At 64.3% G+C, this 15,187-nt stretch carries 14 protein-coding genes; 5 read left to right on the top strand and 9 right to left on the bottom strand.

Features of this window, described 5'->3' with window-relative positions; genetic code table 11:
• Positions 1–82: 82 nt before the first annotated feature.
• From A3728_RS18035 to A3728_RS23260, 4 genes are read left to right on the top strand one after another with little or no spacing between them, the layout of a single operon-like run.
• The gene (locus tag A3728_RS18035; protein ID WP_082851165.1) at positions 83–3,166 is read left to right on the top strand and encodes a formate dehydrogenase subunit alpha; all 3,084 of its coding nucleotides are present in this window, start codon (positions 83–85) and stop codon (positions 3,164–3,166) included.
• Positions 3,167–3,175: 9 nt separating this feature from the next.
• Complete coding sequence (gene fdh3B / locus A3728_RS18030; protein WP_067926920.1) at positions 3,176–3,772, top strand: formate dehydrogenase FDH3 subunit beta; 597 nt, start codon at positions 3,176–3,178, stop codon at positions 3,770–3,772.
• Entirely contained in the window at positions 3,769–5,019 is a 1,251-nt protein-coding gene (locus A3728_RS18025; RefSeq protein ID WP_082851164.1) for a formate dehydrogenase subunit gamma, read from the top strand. Before fdh3B ends, A3728_RS18025 begins: the two co-directional genes overlap by 4 nt.
• Position 5,020: 1 nt before the next feature.
• Entirely contained in the window at positions 5,021–5,176 is a 156-nt protein-coding gene (locus A3728_RS23260) for a hypothetical protein (protein ID WP_161487258.1), read from the top strand.
• 66 nt (positions 5,177–5,242) lie between these two features.
• Here the strand turns inward: A3728_RS23260 and A3728_RS18020 are convergent, their stop codons facing one another.
• From A3728_RS18020 to A3728_RS17980, 9 genes are all read right to left on the bottom strand, one after another.
• The gene (locus tag A3728_RS18020) at positions 5,243–6,652 is read right to left on the bottom strand and encodes an NADH-quinone oxidoreductase subunit N (RefSeq protein WP_067926917.1); all 1,410 of its coding nucleotides are present in this window, start codon (positions 6,650–6,652) and stop codon (positions 5,243–5,245) included.
• Between the two features lie 2 nt (positions 6,653–6,654).
• Positions 6,655–8,142, bottom strand: a complete 1,488-nt coding sequence (locus A3728_RS18015; RefSeq protein ID WP_067926914.1) for a complex I subunit 4 family protein — start codon at positions 8,140–8,142, stop codon at positions 6,655–6,657.
• A gap of 1 nt (position 8,143) precedes the next feature.
• Positions 8,144–10,054 (bottom strand): NADH-quinone oxidoreductase subunit 5 family protein, encoded by a 1,911-nt coding sequence (locus A3728_RS18010; protein WP_067926910.1) that lies wholly within the window; start codon positions 10,052–10,054, stop codon positions 8,144–8,146.
• Positions 10,051–10,356 (bottom strand): NADH-quinone oxidoreductase subunit NuoK, encoded by a 306-nt coding sequence (gene nuoK, locus A3728_RS18005; protein WP_067926906.1) that lies wholly within the window; start codon positions 10,354–10,356, stop codon positions 10,051–10,053. Before nuoK ends, A3728_RS18010 begins: the two co-directional genes overlap by 4 nt.
• Position 10,357: 1 nt before the next feature.
• Entirely contained in the window at positions 10,358–11,107 is a 750-nt protein-coding gene (locus tag A3728_RS18000) for an NADH-quinone oxidoreductase subunit J family protein (protein WP_082851163.1), read from the bottom strand.
• Positions 11,104–12,018: an NADH-quinone oxidoreductase subunit H gene (locus tag A3728_RS17995; protein WP_067926903.1), complete on the bottom strand. Its 915-nt coding sequence runs from the start codon at positions 12,016–12,018 to the stop codon at positions 11,104–11,106. The genes A3728_RS18000 and A3728_RS17995 overlap by 4 nt, the downstream gene beginning before the upstream one ends.
• Entirely contained in the window at positions 12,018–13,061 is a 1,044-nt protein-coding gene (locus A3728_RS17990) for a hypothetical protein (RefSeq protein ID WP_150120875.1), read from the bottom strand. The genes A3728_RS17995 and A3728_RS17990 overlap by 1 nt, the downstream gene beginning before the upstream one ends.
• Positions 13,058–13,399 carry an NADH-quinone oxidoreductase subunit A gene (locus A3728_RS17985; protein WP_067926894.1) on the bottom strand — a complete coding sequence of 114 codons (342 nt, stop codon included), beginning with the start codon at positions 13,397–13,399 and terminating at the stop codon, positions 13,058–13,060. Before A3728_RS17985 ends, A3728_RS17990 begins: the two co-directional genes overlap by 4 nt.
• Positions 13,400–13,546: 147 nt before the next feature.
• Positions 13,547–14,050 carry a DUF305 domain-containing protein gene (locus A3728_RS17980; RefSeq protein ID WP_067926888.1) on the bottom strand — a complete coding sequence of 168 codons (504 nt, stop codon included), beginning with the start codon at positions 14,048–14,050 and terminating at the stop codon, positions 13,547–13,549.
• A gap of 129 nt (positions 14,051–14,179) precedes the next feature.
• Between A3728_RS17980 and A3728_RS17975 the strand changes: the two genes are divergently transcribed.
• Positions 14,180–15,088 (top strand): LysR family transcriptional regulator, encoded by a 909-nt coding sequence (locus A3728_RS17975; protein ID WP_067926886.1) that lies wholly within the window; start codon positions 14,180–14,182, stop codon positions 15,086–15,088.
• Positions 15,089–15,187 lie beyond the last annotated feature (99 nt).

The raw sequence follows: 15,187 nt of genomic DNA, 5'->3' as shown, positions 1-15,187 counted from the left end.
ACGTTCGAGGAAACGGATCACGTAAAAACATTCTACCGGCTGGTGCGTAAGTAAACGGTAGATAGGCAGGGGGACGATAGCCATGTTGCGGCGCATTGGAGATACGACAGCACCCGCCCGGGCAGCGATGACCAGGCGGAATTTTTTGCGCAGCAGCGGTCTGACGGGGTTGAGCCTGGGCGCGTTCAGCGCGGGCGCGGGCGCGGGCCGCGTGCAGGCGGCAACGGGGCCTAAAGCGGCGGCGGCGGACATGGTCGTGCGCAAGACGGTCTGCCCCTTCTGCTCGGTCGGCTGTTCGATCTGGGCCGAGTTGCGCGATGACGTCTGGATCGGGCAGGAGCCGGTCTTTGAAAGCCCCATCAATCAGGGCACCCACTGCGCCAAGGGTGCGGCCGCGCGCGAAACCGCCGTGGGCGAACGCCGTCTGAAATATCCAATGAAAAAGGAAGGCGGCGAATGGCGCCGCATTTCGTGGGATCAGGCGATATCCGAGATTTCATCGGAGCTGCTGCGCATCCGCGAGGAATCCGGCCCCGAGGCCGTGGCATGGATGGGGTCGGCGAAATTTTCCAACGAACAGGCCTATCTGTTCCGCAAGTTTGCGGCCTTCTGGGGAACGAACAACGTCGACCATCAGGCCCGTATCTGCCATTCCACCACCGTCGCCGGTGTGGCCAATACATTCGGCTACGGCGCGATGACGAACACCTACAACGACATCCGGAATTCCAAGTCGATCATCATCTTCGGCGGCAACCCGGCAGAGGCGCATCCCGTGTCGCTGCTGCATGTCCTCAACGGCAAGGAAAACGGCGCGCCGCTGATCGTGGTCGATCCGCGTTTTACCAGAACCGCCGCCCATGCGGATGAATTCGTCCGCATCCGGCCCGGTGCCGATGTCGGTTTCATGTGGGGGCTTGCGCGGATCATCCTCAAGAACGGCTGGGAAGACCGGGAGTTCATCGAAAGCCGGGTTTTCGGGCTGGAGGACGCGCTCGACGAGATTGAAAAGTGGACACCGGAAGAGGTGGAGCGCGTGAGCGGCATCCCCCCGGAGCAGACCGAGCGGGTCGCGCGGATGCTGGCCGAAAACCGGCCCGGCACACTGATCTGGTGCATGGGCCTGACGCAATCGACGATCGGCAACAACAAGACGCGGGCGGCGTCGATCCTGCAGCTTCTGCTGGGCAATATCGGCAAGGTCGGCGGCGGCGCCAATATTTTCAGGGGCCATGACAACGTGCAGGGGGCGACCGATCTGGGCGTGTCCTGTGATACGCTGCCGGCCTATTACGGGCTGACGGAAGGCGCATGGCGGCATTGGGGCCGCGTCTGGGATGTCGAGTATGACTGGCTCAGGTCGCGCTTCGGCTCCAAGGAGCTGATGGAAAAGCCCGGCGTGCCGGTGAGCCGCTGGGCCGACGGCATCCTGGAGGACGCCGAGAGCTTCAAGCAGCCCGCGCCGCTGCGCGCGATCACCTTCTGGGGTCACGCCACCAACAGCCAGACCCGCGGACCCGACCGCAAGCGCGCGCTGGAAGAGGCGGACCTTGTCGTGGTCGTCGACCCTTTCCCGACCCAGACCGCCGTGGAGGCCGAGCGCAGCGACGGCATGTACCTTCTGCCTGCGGGCACGACGCTGGAAATGCATGGATCGGTCACCAATTCCAACCGGTCCCTGCAGTGGCGGGACAAGGTGCAGGAGCCTGTATTCGAGGCCCGCGAAGATTACGAGATCGTCCGGATGCTGGCGGATGCCCTGGGCTTCGGCGAGGAATTGTTCAAACATATCTCGATCAAGGACGGTGTGCCCGAGGCGGAGGATATCCTGCGCGAGATCAATCGCGGGACATGGACTATCGGGTATACCGGGCAGAGCCCGGAGCGGCTGAAGCTGCACATGGAGCATCAGGACAAGTTCGATTCCGTCACGCTGAAGGGCATGTCCGGTCCGGTGGAGGGTGAATATTACGGGTTACCCTGGCCAAGTTGGGGGCGGTCGGAGATGGGCCATCCCGGCACGCCCATTCTTTACGATACCACCAAACCGGTCGCCGAGGGCGGGCTGCCCTTCCGCGCCCGCTGGGGGGTGACGCACGAAGGCCGCAACCTGCTCGCAGAAGACAGCTTCACCAAGGGGTCGGAGATCGAGGACGGCTATCCCGAGCTGACCATGGGCATGCTGGAGGCGCTCGGCTGGCTGGATGAGCTGACCGCGCGGGAACGTCTGATCGCGGTTTCGGTCGCGACGGACAGGTTCCGCTGGGAGATGTTTAACATGTCCGAAGCCGATGCGGCCGCCGCGATGGATGCGCTGGAGACGGAGGCAAAGCGCCTTGGGTCCGGCGGATCGGACGCGTCGGGCGGTGACGGGGGCGGCGAGGATATCGGAACGCGTTTTCCGGATTATCCCGAGCGGGCGCTGACGGCCATTGAATCCTATCTGGCCAACAACCCGCAGGAGGATGCGCCGGAGGATCTGTCGGTGGCCGACAAGATCAGGCGCGTGAACTGGAAAACCGACCTGTCGGGCGGGATCCAGCGGGTGGCCATCGCGCACGGCCTTGCCCCCTATGGCAACGGCAAGGCGCGGGTGCTGGTCTGGAACTTCCCCGACCCGGTGCCGCTGCACCGGGAGCCGCTATATACCCCGCGCCGCGACCTGCTGCCGCAGTACCAGACCTTCGAGGATCAGGTGGTTTGGCGTCTCCCGACGCTCTACCGCTCGATCCAGGAGGTCGATCACGCGGCGGACTTCCCCCTCGCGCTCACATCCGGGCGTCTGGTCGAATTCGAAGGCGGGGGGGACGAAACGCGTTCCAACAAGTGGCTCGCCGAATTTCAGCAGCAGATGTTCGCGGAGATCAATCCCGAAGACGCGGCCCGCGTCGGGATCACCCATGGCGAGCCATGCCGCGTCAGCACACCCGAAGGCACGGTTCAGGTCGAGGCGCTGGTCACGAAACGGGTTGGCCCGGGGACGGTGTTCATGCCGTTTCACTTCGCCGGGATGTGGATGGGCGAGCGTATCGCGGACCGCTACCCCGAAGGCGCGGCGCCCTTTGTGATCGGCGAGGCATCGAACACGGTGCAGACCTATGGCTACGATCCAGTGACACAGATGCAGGAAACGAAAGCGACCCTGTGTCGTATCGAACCCGCGTAAGGAGGCAGAATGGCACGCTTGAAATTTCTTTGCGACACCGAGCGTTGTATCGAATGCAACGCCTGCGCGACGGTCTGCAAGAACGAACACGAAGTTCCCTGGGGCATGGTGCGCCGCCGGGTGGTGACGATCAACGACGGCGAGCCGGGCGAGAAGTCCGTCGCCATATCTTGCATGCATTGCACCGACGCGCCCTGCGTCGCGGTCTGCCCGGTTTCGACCCTCTACCAGACCGATCTGGGCATCGTTCTGCATGACAAGGACACCTGCATCGGCTGCGGCTATTGCTATTACGCCTGCCCCTTCGGTGCGCCGCAGTTTCCACGCTCCACCCTTTTCGGCACGCGCGGAACGATGGACAAATGCACCTATTGCGCGGGTGGCCCGGAAGAGAACGGCAGCGAGGAAGAGTTCAGGAAATACGGCCGTAACCGCATTGCGGAGGGCAAGCTGCCGATCTGCGCGGAGGTCTGTTCGACCCGCGCGCTGCTGGCCGGTGACGGTGAAACCATCGGAGAGATCTACCGCGAGCGCGTCATCGCACGGGGCTTCGGCTCCGGCGCCTGGGGATGGTCCTCCGCCTATTATCCGGATGATCGGGGATGAGTGACGAGGTAAAAATCCATGGCCGGGATTTTACGGCCTATCGCATCGGCGGCGCCATCGCGGCGCTGATCCTGGGCTTTCTGTTGATCTGGCAGGTATGGGAGCTGTTCGACGATGACAGCCTGACGGTGCCGGAGGTCCATTGGGGCGCTGCATCGGGCGAGGGGGAGACCGACGGTGTTGAAATCCAGTCAGGTATCATTGCCAGCGACGTTCTGCGCGCCCGGACAAAGCTGCAGGATGAACGGTTCCGGTCCGGCCCGTCGCCGGATGCCGAAGTGCCCGAATATGTCATCGGCGGCGGGCCGCGGCTGATTGAATCCCCGATGGGGGAGGAAACCGGCGTCGGCTTCACGGAAGCTTGGGCGCAGATGGACGGAGAGACGGCGACGATGGTGCGAGGGCCGCAGCGGGTCTTTGGCATCTCGTCTCTGCCCTATGCCGGGGCCGCTTTGTTCGAGCGGCCGGATGGGCGCAACTGGCGCTTTGGCATGGCGGATTTCGTCACGCATCTGGGCGCGCTCGCGATCCTCGGCTTCAGCTTCCTGCTGGCGCTGATCCTTGCCATCCGGGGCCGCGTGCCCATCGCGAAAGGGCGCAGTGGCAAGACCGTGAAACGCTTCGGCTTTCTGGAACGCGCGAACCACTGGATGACGGCGGTCAGCTTTCTGGGGCTTGCGCTGACCGGGCTGGTGATTGCCTACGGCGATACCGTGATCCGCCCCTTCGGTGAGCCGCTGCTGGGCGATCTCGGCTGGCTGTCGACCTGGGGGCATGTGCTGTTCTTCCCGACATTCACGCTGGGCGTGCTTTTCATGATCCTGAAATGGACCTGGGGCAACCTGCCCAGCCGGCTCGATATCCAGTGGCTCAAGCGGGGAGGGGGGTTCTTTTCGGACGATCCCGACAACCCGCCCGCGCGCAAGTTCAATGCCGGTCAAAAACTCATCTTCTGGTCGGCGGTGATCGGCGGGCTGATCATGATCGGCACGGGCATCACGCTGATGTTCCCGTTCTACTGGCTCGACCTTGAAGGGATGAGCTGGGTCATGCTGATCCACGCGGGCATCGCCGTCATGCTGATCGCGATTTTTATCGGTCATATCTACATCGGAACCGTCGGCATGCAGGGGGCGATCGAAGCCATGTGGGGCGGCAAGGTCGACCGGAACTGGGCCGAGGAGCATCACGAGCTCTGGCTGGCCGAGATCGAGGACGGCACGGCAAGACGCGAAGGGAGCCGGTGACATGGGTGCATTTCTGACGGGGCTGGCCGCAATCACGCTGGTATCGGTGGCGACATGGTTCACGCTGCAAAGCTTTACCGTGACCACGGTTGAACGCTACGACGGCACCACGGTAACGGTGTCTGACAAGGCGAGTTCCGGCGAGGCCTGGGAATGACCGGGGCACGGACCCTGCGGAAGGCGTGCTGAAGCGGTTACGGTCCGGTGCCTTGTGCCGGATGCCTCAGGGCAGGATCCGGCTCGCCTCGAACGCCACGAAGGCGCTGCCGGCCAGAAGGGCCGCGACAATCACCAGCGCGCCGCCGATCACCATCGCCGAACCGCTGGAACGGTCCAGCACCGCGATATGGCCCTGCGGTTCGTTGAAATAGGTCCGGCCCATCACCCGCGCATAGTAGAAGAGCGAGGCGACGGTATTCGCCGCCGCCAGCACCGCGAGCCAGAGATAGCCGCCCTCGATCGTTGTCAGGAACAGCGCGAGTTTGCCCAGGAACCCGACCGTGGGCGGGATGCCCACCAGTGACAGGAAAGAGATGACCAGCACCGTGGCCACGAGCGGGCGCTGCTTTGCCAGACCGTCGTAATCGGAAAGCGCCGTGCGGCCCCGCAGATAGGCAACCACGGCAAAGGCCGTCAGGTTGCCGATGGCATAGCTGGCGATGAAGGCCAGCAGGGCGGTAAGCGCATCGGGGCTGAGGCCCAGAACGGTCACCGCCATCAGGACGTACCCGGCCTGCGCCACCGACGACCAGCCGATGAGCCGCCGCATATCGTCCTGCCAGAAGGCGGCGAGATTGCCGAGCGTCATCGTAGCCGCGGCCAGCACCGCGATGAGCGGGCGCAGGCCGAGCATTTCGGGCGGCACGAGCTGCACGAGCCGCGCCAGTGCGATCGCCGCGCCGATCTTGGGCACCACGGTCAGGAACGCCGCCGAGGGGACAGGCGCGCCCTCTGCCACATCCGGCAGCCATGCATGGGCGGGCACGGCACCCAGCTTGAAGGCCACGCCGGTGATCGTCAGTGCGAAGCCCACGAAGAGAAGGGGGGAGAGGCCCGTGCCCAGGGCGAGCGTTGTCTTGATCTCCGCATAGGCGGTGGAGCCGAGCAACCCCAGCATCAGCGTGACGCCGGTGATGAGCAGCGCGTTCGACAGCGCCCCCATGAGGAAATATTTCATGCCCGCCTCGACGGAGAGCGCCCAGTCGCGGTGCCATGCGGCCAGCGTGTACCCCGTGACCGAGGAAAGCAGCACCGCGATGGTCAGTTGCAGCAGATCACCGGCCCCGGCCATCGTCATGGCGCCTAAGGTGGCGAGCAGCAGGATCGTGTAATATTCCCCATGCCTCGGATCGGTCCGGAACCAGCCGGGCGACAACAGGATGCAGAAGGCGGCGCCCAGCAGGATCATCAGCCTCGCCCAGAGGCTCGCCCCGTCCAGCGCCCATGTGTTCGAAAAGGTGAACCGGGTTTCGCCCAGCTGGGCCAGTATCAGGACAATCGCGATGGCAATGCCCGCAAGCGCCACCAGCGCCGCCCCCGCCTGAAGACGGCGCGGTGCGAAGACCGCGAAGAGCAGCGCAAGCACCGCCGCGACGATGATCGCTATTTCGGGGAAGACGTCGCTGATCGGCACGGTCAGCCCCCTATGATGGCGGATGTGCTGCTGCCGATCAGGTCAAGAAGCCAGCGGGGATAAATACCGATCAGGATGACCAGCGCGAGTATCGCGGCAAGGATGCTGCCTTCGCGCAGGCTGACATCGGGAAAGCCTTCGCGCGCTTTCGGCAGCTCGCCGAAGAAGACCTGTTGCAGCAGCCGCAGGAACAGCGCGGCGGTGATCAGGATGCCCAGCAGGCCGATGGCCGCGATCAGCGGGAAGACGGCGAAAGTGCCGACGAAAATCTGCACCTCGGCCACGAAACCCGCCAGCCCCGGCAGGCCCAGACTGGCGAAGGAGGCGATGACGGCGGCGGTCGTCAGGCGCGGGGCGACTTTGGCAAGGCCCCCGTAGGCGTCCATGTCATAGGTTTCCGCCCGCGCCCAGAAGCCCCCGGCAATCAGAAAGAGCGCGCCGGTGATCAGCCCGTGGGCGACCATTTCGACGACGGCGCCCGTCAGCGCCATTTCGCGTGCGCTTTCCGAACCGCTCAGCAGTGCCCCGGCGGCGGCGATGCCCAGAACGGTGTAGCCCATGTGGTTGACCGAGGTATAGGCGATGCGCCGTTTCAGATCGGTCTGGCCAAGGGCGACAATCGCCCCCCAGAGGATCGACGCAAGCGCGACGAGCGCCAGCGGCAGGGCGTAATCGGCAAAGGTATCGCGCATCATCTGGAAGGGGATCCGCACCAGCCCGTATGTCCCCATCTTCAGCAGCACCCCGGCAAGGATCGCCGAGGCGGGCCCCGGCGCCATCACATGCGCGGGCGGCAACCACGTATGGACGGGAAACAGCGGTGCCTTGATGGCGAAACCGGCGACGAACCCCAGCAGGATCAGCCCGCCGCGCAGGTCCATCCCGGCGAGCGGCTGGGCCGCGATCAGGGCGCGCATGTCGAAGGTGATCGGGTCCATCGTCAGCACCAGCCCGATGATCGCCAGCAGGATCGCGAGCGAACCGGCGAGCGTGTAGATGAAGAACTTGAGCGCCGCGCCCTGTGCATCGCCGTGCCCCCAGCGCCCGATGAGGAAGAACATCCCCACGAGGCTGAGGTCGAAGAAGACGTAGAAGATCAGCAGGTCGAGGACCATGAACAGGCCCAGCGAGACCGATTCAAGAAACAGGAACCATGCATAATAGGCGCGGGGGCGTTCGGGGTTTTCCATGGGCCATGCGATGCAGCCGATGAAGAGAAACGCGCTCATCAGCGAGAGCGCCAGCGACATGCCGTCCACGCCGACGCGCCACGCAACGCCGAGCGCGGGTATCCATGGCGCTTCGGCATAGAACTGGAAGGCGGGCGCACCCGCGCCGGTATCGAACCCTGCCCAGACGATCAGCAGCACGAGGAACGTGAGGGCCGAGGTGGCGACCGCGATGATGCGGGCCGCGGAATGGCTCGTATTCGGCATGAAAGCCAGAAACAGGGCACCCAGTATCGGGATCAGGATGGCGAGTGTCAGCATGTCATGCTCCTGCGGCGAGAATGGCGATTACGGCGACAACGCCGCCGACGATGTAGGCGTAATAGTGGTGCGAAAGGCCGGTCTGCAGCCGCCGTAGATCCCGGCCCAGCATGCCGGTCAGGCTGGCGCTGCCTTCGGGGAGCCCGTCTGAAAGCGCCTCTCCGAAGCGATCGGTGACATGGGCCAGCCAGTCGCCGAAGCGGGCGGTGCTGCGGATACCCATGTCGACGACGCGATCATCCGTTCTTGCGATCGCGGCGGCTGCCCTGCGGCCAAGCGCACCAATCCCGCGCGGGCCTGCATCGATCACGGTGTCGTCGATCCACGCGCCTGTGCGGGCGAGCGCCTCGGCCGGGCGTACCACAAGAACCGTGACGAGCTGGGGAAGCCCCAGCCATTCGGCGGCGGCAGCGGCGGTGCCGTGGGCGCCCAGTGCAGGATGCCGCCGGACCAGATAAACACCGCTCAGCACACCGGCGGCGATGAAGGTGAAGGACAGGATCATGAGCAGCGTGCTGCCCTTGGGGAGCGTGCTGTCCAGCACTTCCGCGAACGGTTCGGAGACCGGTTTGAACCACAGGAGGCTGGCGGTCAGGGTCATGAAGGACAGCAGCGCAAGGCCGATGATTTCGGCCCATCCCGGCTTTTCAATGGTCCGGTCGTCATCGCTTTTCCAGCCGAAGGCCAGAAGCAGGAACCGGGTGGCATAGGCCGCGCTGAGCGCGCCGCCGATCATCACCGCGACGGGCAGCCAGTATCCGGTGTGTTCGGTCGCCTTGATGATCTCTTCCTTGCTCCAGCCGCCGCCGGTCGCGGGAAAGCCTGCGAGGCCAAGTGCTGCGATGGCCGTCAATACGGCCGCCACGGGCATCGCCCGGCCCAGCATCATCCGGTCGAGCCGGTAGCCGCCCACCGCATCCCCCGCGAGGCCCGCGGCAAGGAAAAGCGGCGCCTTGAAGGTCGCATGCACGATCAGGTGGAAGATCGCGATCGCCGGATAGCCCACCCCGACGGCGATGAACATGAACCCGAGCTGTGCCGAGGTGGAGGCCGCCAGCAGCCGTTTGGCGTGATTTTGCAGGACGCCGACAACCCCGCCGACAAGGGCCGTGACCAAACCGATGGTGATCGCCGTGGCATCGAACCCCGGCGCCAGCGACAGGGAGGGCTGAAGCCGGGCGAGGATATAGGTACCCGCCGCCACCAGTGTCGCCGCGTGAAGGAGGGCGGATACCGAGCTGGGGCCCGCCATAGCCCTAAACAGCCATGTACCGAAGGGAACCTGACCCGCCTTCGACGCCGCCGACAGCAGGATGCCATAGGCCACGACCCATTGAAGCGGCCCTTCCAGCGTCTCTATCCCGGCGTATTCGAACGATCCCGTCCCGGCATAGAGCGCCATGACGGCGGCAAAAAGACCCAGATCGCCGAAGCGTGTCATGACGAAGGCGTAAAGGCCCGAGCGGGGGTTCTCGATGTCCTGCCATTTGTGCGAGATCAGCGCCCACGAACAGGCGCCGATGAGCTCCCACCCCATGATCAGCGTCAGCAGGTCATTGGCGACGACGACCAGTTCCATGCCCCCGGCAAAGAGGATCATCAGCCCGACGAGACGCCCGAGGCCCTTTGATTTTTCGTGCTGCGCGGCGTGGAAGATAACGGCCAGCGCGACGACGGGCACCATCAGCGCCACCGCTGCCGATATGGGCGTGAAGGCGGCGGAAAGGCGGATCGCGTCGGACCAGATCAGGCTGCCCGTCCAGTCCTGCAGGACGGCGACGAGGGCGATCGCGAAGGTGAGCGCCATGACGGTCACGGCCCAGAAGCCGAGCCAGCCCCGGGGCCGGTCGCCCATCGCGGCGATGATCGCGCCCGCGACGATGGGCAGGAGGGGGAGGAGCCAGAGCGTCATTGCTTCATCGTCCCCAGCGCTTCGATCACATCGGCCTGCCGTTTGCGATAGACGGCCACCACGAGGGCGAAGCCGATGGCCAGTTCGACGGCCATGACGGCCATGATCAGGATGGCGAGCAACTGCCCCTCGGGCGCGCCCGCGAGCGTGAAGGACCAGAAGCCCACCGCCGCCAGCAGGGTGCCGTTCAGCATCAGCTCAAGCCCCATCATCAGCATGACGAAGGACTTCTGCGACAGCGCGCCGAACAGTCCGATCCCGAAGAGCGCGGAGGCGACGATGAGGATGGCGGTCAATGTCATCTCAATGCTCCTTCTTCGGGGTGTGCTGGTGATCTTCGTCAGGGGCGGGGGCGTGGTGGTGCATATGGCCCGCGTCGGTGTCGCCCTTGTCGCCCGCCTTGTCAGACTCTTTCATGCCATGGTCGCCGTGTCCCCCGTGACCACCATGACCGCCGTGGCCACCGTGCCCACCATGACCTCCGCCCTTTTCGACCTTGCGACCGGCGGGGGTGCCGCCCGGGTGCAGACCCGGCGGTAGCGCGCCTTCTTCGGAATTGCCGAACCTTCCGTTGCGGCTCGACAGGGCGACGGCGCCCAGCATGGTGGCCAGCAGCGTGACCCCGGCTGTTTCAAAGATCAGCATCGAGGCGCCCAGCAGTTCGATGCCCAGATCGCGCATGGTATCGCGGCCCGCGGGCAGGGGATTATGGGGCAGGTTCGTGGCCAGCACTGCGACCGAAAGCCCGATGAAGGCGACGATGCCGGCACCGATCGAAAACCGGTACTGGTGGACCATCTGCATCGGGTTGAGCCCGGCGGGGTTCATCATGAACATCACCATGAAAAGGGCCATGACCATCATCTCGACCGCCATCATGAAGACCGTGGCGACCCCAATGTAATCGGCGGACATCAGCAACGCGATCCCCGCGACGGAGATGAAGGAAACCATCAGCGCGAATGTCGCGCGGATCATCGAGTCGACCCGGAAGACGCGCCAGCCGCTCCAGATCGCGAGGGCGGAGAGGGTATAGAAGGCGATATCCGTCATGCCAGCGCCACCAGTCCGGCCAGCAGCAGGTCAACGAAGGCGATGGGCAGCAGCACCTTCCAGATCAGCCCCAGCATCCGCGCCACGGGCATCCGCGCCAGCAGATGGGACAACCCGATCACGAGCACCATGACAACGAGCGTCTTCAGCGCCAGCCAGACCGGCCCGGGAAGGACAGGACCCAGATACCCGCCGAGGAAGGCCGTGGCGGCGACCGCCGAAAAGCCCACCAGCATCGTCAGGCGGGCAACCTGCCAGCCCGCCCGGTACGCGCCTGAATCCTCGGCAGCGGTGCCGCCTGCGAGGTCGGTGCTGTCGGCATAGTCGAACGGGCCGCGCAGGGTCAGCGACAGGCCCAGCAGCAGGAAAAGCGGCAGGCCCAGCGGTTGGCGGATGACGTTCCAGATGTCTTCCTGCGATATCACGATTTCGCGCAGGTCGAGCGATTGGGCAGGCAGGGCGGCAGCGATCAGCACGAACATACTGAGCAGCATGATGGGCAGGCCGATGGCGACGTAGCGGTAGGCCCCGATCAGGGCGAGGGGGGAATTGGGCGACCAGCCGTGCAAAAAGACCAGAACGACCACGAGCGCCTCGCAGGCCCCCCAAAGCACCACGCTGGTCTTGATCCCGATGACCGCGCTCTCGGGCCCGAGCGGCACGACGGCAAGCCCCACCGCGCCGACGGCGATATATCCCCCAATGGCGAGGAACCAGTTGAGCCTGTCGGGGGCTTCCGTCTCGATGCGCTGGCGGCTCAGATGCGCCGCGGCCCTGTAGAAGGGCATCAGTACCGGGATGCCGGGGCGGCCGGCGATGCGGCGGTAAATGACTCCGTCAAGGATCGCGGCAAGGGCGATGCCGAAGAGCAGGAAGACCAGCATGATGAGGAAGGCGACAGGAAAGCTCATCACATGTGACCCGCGTGGGCGCCATGATCCATGCCGCCTTCCTTTTTGTCATCCTCGCCATCCGCGTCGTCATCGGTTTCCGGCTCCGGGGTATTGCCGCAGATGGTGCGCAGCGATGCGGTGTCGAAGCTGTTCAGCACCAGCATCGCTTCATGCCATTCGAGACCGACGAGCAGGTCGTCGAGGCCGGTGTGGTGCAGATGCAGGTTCAGCGCGGAGTCTCTGCGGGACATCAAATGATCGAACCGCGCCCGGACGTCGGAGCCGTCATGCGTGCGGCCCAGCCCATCGGGGATCGCGGCCCGGGCCGCTGTCAGCCGGGCCAGCCGGTCGAAAGATCCCTTGCCCGTGGCGTCGCCGCGCAATTTCCTTTGGGCCAGCGCGGGCAGGCCCAGCAGGTCGAGCAGAACCCAGCCCCGGTCCTCGGTCGTCTCGAACGGCGGGTGGGTGACGGCGACGGTTTGTATGACGTCGCCCTGCAGGGTCAGCTTCAGCACCAGCCCCGGCGGAAACATCGGCAGGAAGGGGCCGAAATCGGCCGTGTAGGTGTCGAGCTCCAAGCCGTCGCGCAGGTCCGCGGCGGTCATCGCCATGGGCCTGCCATAGGGCGTGCCGCCCATCATGCCCTTGCCGCCCTGACCGTGCGGCCCCACGCCGCGCCATTCGTTGGGCGGCGCGTCGGGCAGGATGTCAGGCTCGCTTTCCACATTGCCCGCCAGAAGGTCGCTGTGGAGGGTCTTTATGGCGGTGCCGATATCCTCGGCGCTGTCTATCCGCTTTGCGCCCGACAGGTCGTTGCGCGATTGCCAGAGGATGGTGGCCCGGGGGTGGGGCAACTGGTCATGCAGGCGGTGAAGCTGGGGCAAGAGCGCCTTCGGTACCGTGCCCACCACCAGAAGGATCGCCGCCGCGCGCGGCGTGTCCACCATGCGCAGGGCGGGCATCCGGGCCAGCAGATGGGCGTATTCCGCCGGGGCGGCTTCGCCTTCGGCGAGGAAAACCGGCACCTCGGCGCGCGCGGCCAGATGGGCGAGCCAGTTCATTCCCATCGGAATATCCCTTCCCGCCAGCCATAGAGGATGCCGACCGACAGGATCGTCAGGAACATGCCCATCTCCGCCAGCGCTTTCGGCCCTTCCTCGACGAAGACGACGGCCCAGGGGTACATGAACATCATCTCCATCTCGAAGGCGACGAAGAGCAGGGTCATGGTGTAATAGCGGACGTGGAAGCGTTGCCAGGCATGGGTTTCAGGATCGCCGCCGCCAAGGATCGGGCGCTTTTGCGGGTAGGTGACCGAAGCCGTGGCACCCGCACGCAAGGCGACCGTGAAACCCAGTGACAACACAAAGATCAAGATGATGGCGATCAATGTCGGCATAAATCCCCGCAACTCTCATGCATCATCAAAGTTACCTATCGACAGGGGCGAGAAAAGCCTTCTTCCCACTGGATACTTGCTGTTTTCTGCACTGCGGCGGGTGCGGGTGGGGCATCGAACCTCGCATCCTGCCCGCCCAGCAGCAGATCAGCCCTTTTCACCATACCAGCTATGGCGCCAGTCGATCATCTTCCCGATCTCCTTGCACTGGGCATCGATGATGCTGCGCGAAAGCTTCTTGATGTCGTCGTTCTGGCTCTGCTTTAGCGCCACCGCAGCCATTTCGATGGCCGAGGCGTGGTGCGGCAGCTGGGAGTCGATGAACGCCTTGTCGAAGGGCGATTTCCGGGCAAGCTCCTCGGGGCTGTCCATTCCCAGCATGCTGCGTTCATGGGGGTGGGTTTCGGTGGCCACGCTGTTGGGACCGTCGAGGTCTTCGATGATCTTGTCGAGCGTCTCGATCTCTTTCTTCTGATCCTTGATCATGGTTTTCGCGAAATCGACGAGTTCGTCATGTTCGCCCTTGTCCAGCGCGACTTCGGCCATGGAAACCGCCATCGCGTGGTGAGCGGACATCATGTTGACGAAGCGCATATCGGAATATTCACCGTTATGGACCAGATTGGCAGTGGCTTGGCGCTGTGATGTCATGTCGTTCTCCTTCGCTTGAAAAATTTCCACGTTCTGAAAATTCCAACGCGATTAATTTTCAAGAGGTTCCCGCCGGGAGCCTTCGAGAAACCTGTTCATTGTCGAACCCGTTTGTGCTTATCAGTTTTCATGCGCATTTCCGGCAGTGATTTTCGGCTTCTCCGAGTGTTCGACGCAGTCGTGCGCCATGGCGGCTTTGCCGCCGCGCAGACGGAGCTTGGGGTCGGTCCGTCGACGATCAGCAATCACATCACCGCACTTGAGCAGCGCCTCGGCGTTTCGCTTTGTCAGCGCGGGCGGGGGGGATTCAAGCTCAGCGACAAGGGCAAGCTCGTCTTTGCGGAGACGCAGCGGCTGCTGAGGAACATGGAAGAGTTTTCCGTGGGCGTCAGCGCGCTGAAAGGGCAGCTTGTCGGGGAGATCCGCGTCGGGCTGGTGGATGCCATCGCCACCGACCCCAACGCGCGCCTGCACGCGGCTTTCGCGGACTATCTGTCGGTGCCCAACGATATCCGCTTCGAGGTGACGCAGAACCAGCCGCAGGAGCTGTTGCAGAAGGTTCTGAGCGGGGCGATCGACGTGGCGATCGGGAGCTTTCCCCACAAGGCGGCGGGCCTGAGCTATCAGCCGCTGCACCGGGAGACGCATGCGCTTTATTGCGGGGCGAAACATCCGTTCTTCGGGATGCCCGCGCCGCAACTCAACCTGCAAACCCTGCTCAGGGCGGATATGGTCGGGCGCGGTTACTGGCGGGACCGGCACCATGCAGAGCTCGGATTCGAGAACATCAAGGCGGTGGTCTATGAGATCGAGCCGCAGTTGATCCTGATCCGAAGCGGCAGATTCATCGGCTATCTGCCCGAACATTATGCCGCCCACTGGGTGGCGCAGGGGGAACTGCGCTGCCTGTCGCCGGTCGCGCCGTCCTTCGATTGCGGCTTTGATCTGGTGGTCAAGAAAGGGCTGAAGCCGTCGCGGGCGCTGGCCTCGCTCATCGAAAGCATCAGGGCGGCCCATGCAGCGGAACAGTTTGACTAACGTCAAACTCCACTTCACTTGTTCCATATTTTTTCAACGCTATAAACGAAGCACGCTCGCCCCGACGCAGTTTTGGGGGAAGATGTGGGACAAACGTAC

This window comes from Sulfitobacter sp. HI0040, from assembly GCF_001634885.1.
Classification (GTDB): Bacteria; Pseudomonadota; Alphaproteobacteria; order Rhodobacterales; family Rhodobacteraceae; genus Sulfitobacter.
This window is presented reverse-complemented; position numbering and strand designations above follow the sequence as displayed.

What these genes read in the sequence shown, in the direction of transcription:
- A3728_RS18000 (WP_082851163.1), bottom strand. Translation starts at nt 11,107, where the DNA reads ATGACGGATATCGCCTTCTATACCCTCTCCGCCCTCGCGATCTGGAGC.
- A3728_RS17990 (WP_150120875.1), bottom strand. Translation starts at nt 13,061, where the DNA reads ATGAACTGGCTCGCCCATCTGGCCGCGCGCGCCGAGGTGCCGGTTTTC.
- A3728_RS17980 (WP_067926888.1), bottom strand. Translation starts at nt 14,050, where the DNA reads ATGACATCACAGCGCCAAGCCACTGCCAATCTGGTCCATAACGGTGAA.
- A3728_RS17975 (WP_067926886.1), top strand. Translation starts at nt 14,180, where the DNA reads ATGCGCATTTCCGGCAGTGATTTTCGGCTTCTCCGAGTGTTCGACGCA.
- A3728_RS18025 (WP_082851164.1), top strand. Translation starts at nt 3,769, where the DNA reads ATGAGTGACGAGGTAAAAATCCATGGCCGGGATTTTACGGCCTATCGC.
- A3728_RS23260 (WP_161487258.1), top strand. Translation starts at nt 5,021, where the DNA reads ATGGGTGCATTTCTGACGGGGCTGGCCGCAATCACGCTGGTATCGGTG.
- nuoK (WP_067926906.1), bottom strand. Translation starts at nt 10,356, where the DNA reads ATGACATTGACCGCCATCCTCATCGTCGCCTCCGCGCTCTTCGGGATC.
- A3728_RS18010 (WP_067926910.1), bottom strand. Translation starts at nt 10,054, where the DNA reads ATGACGCTCTGGCTCCTCCCCCTCCTGCCCATCGTCGCGGGCGCGATC.
- fdh3B (WP_067926920.1), top strand. Translation starts at nt 3,176, where the DNA reads ATGGCACGCTTGAAATTTCTTTGCGACACCGAGCGTTGTATCGAATGC.
- A3728_RS18015 (WP_067926914.1), bottom strand. Translation starts at nt 8,142, where the DNA reads ATGCTGACACTCGCCATCCTGATCCCGATACTGGGTGCCCTGTTTCTG.
- A3728_RS17995 (WP_067926903.1), bottom strand. Translation starts at nt 12,018, where the DNA reads ATGAGCTTTCCTGTCGCCTTCCTCATCATGCTGGTCTTCCTGCTCTTC.
- A3728_RS18035 (WP_082851165.1), top strand. Translation starts at nt 83, where the DNA reads ATGTTGCGGCGCATTGGAGATACGACAGCACCCGCCCGGGCAGCGATG.
- A3728_RS17985 (WP_067926894.1), bottom strand. Translation starts at nt 13,399, where the DNA reads ATGCCGACATTGATCGCCATCATCTTGATCTTTGTGTTGTCACTGGGT.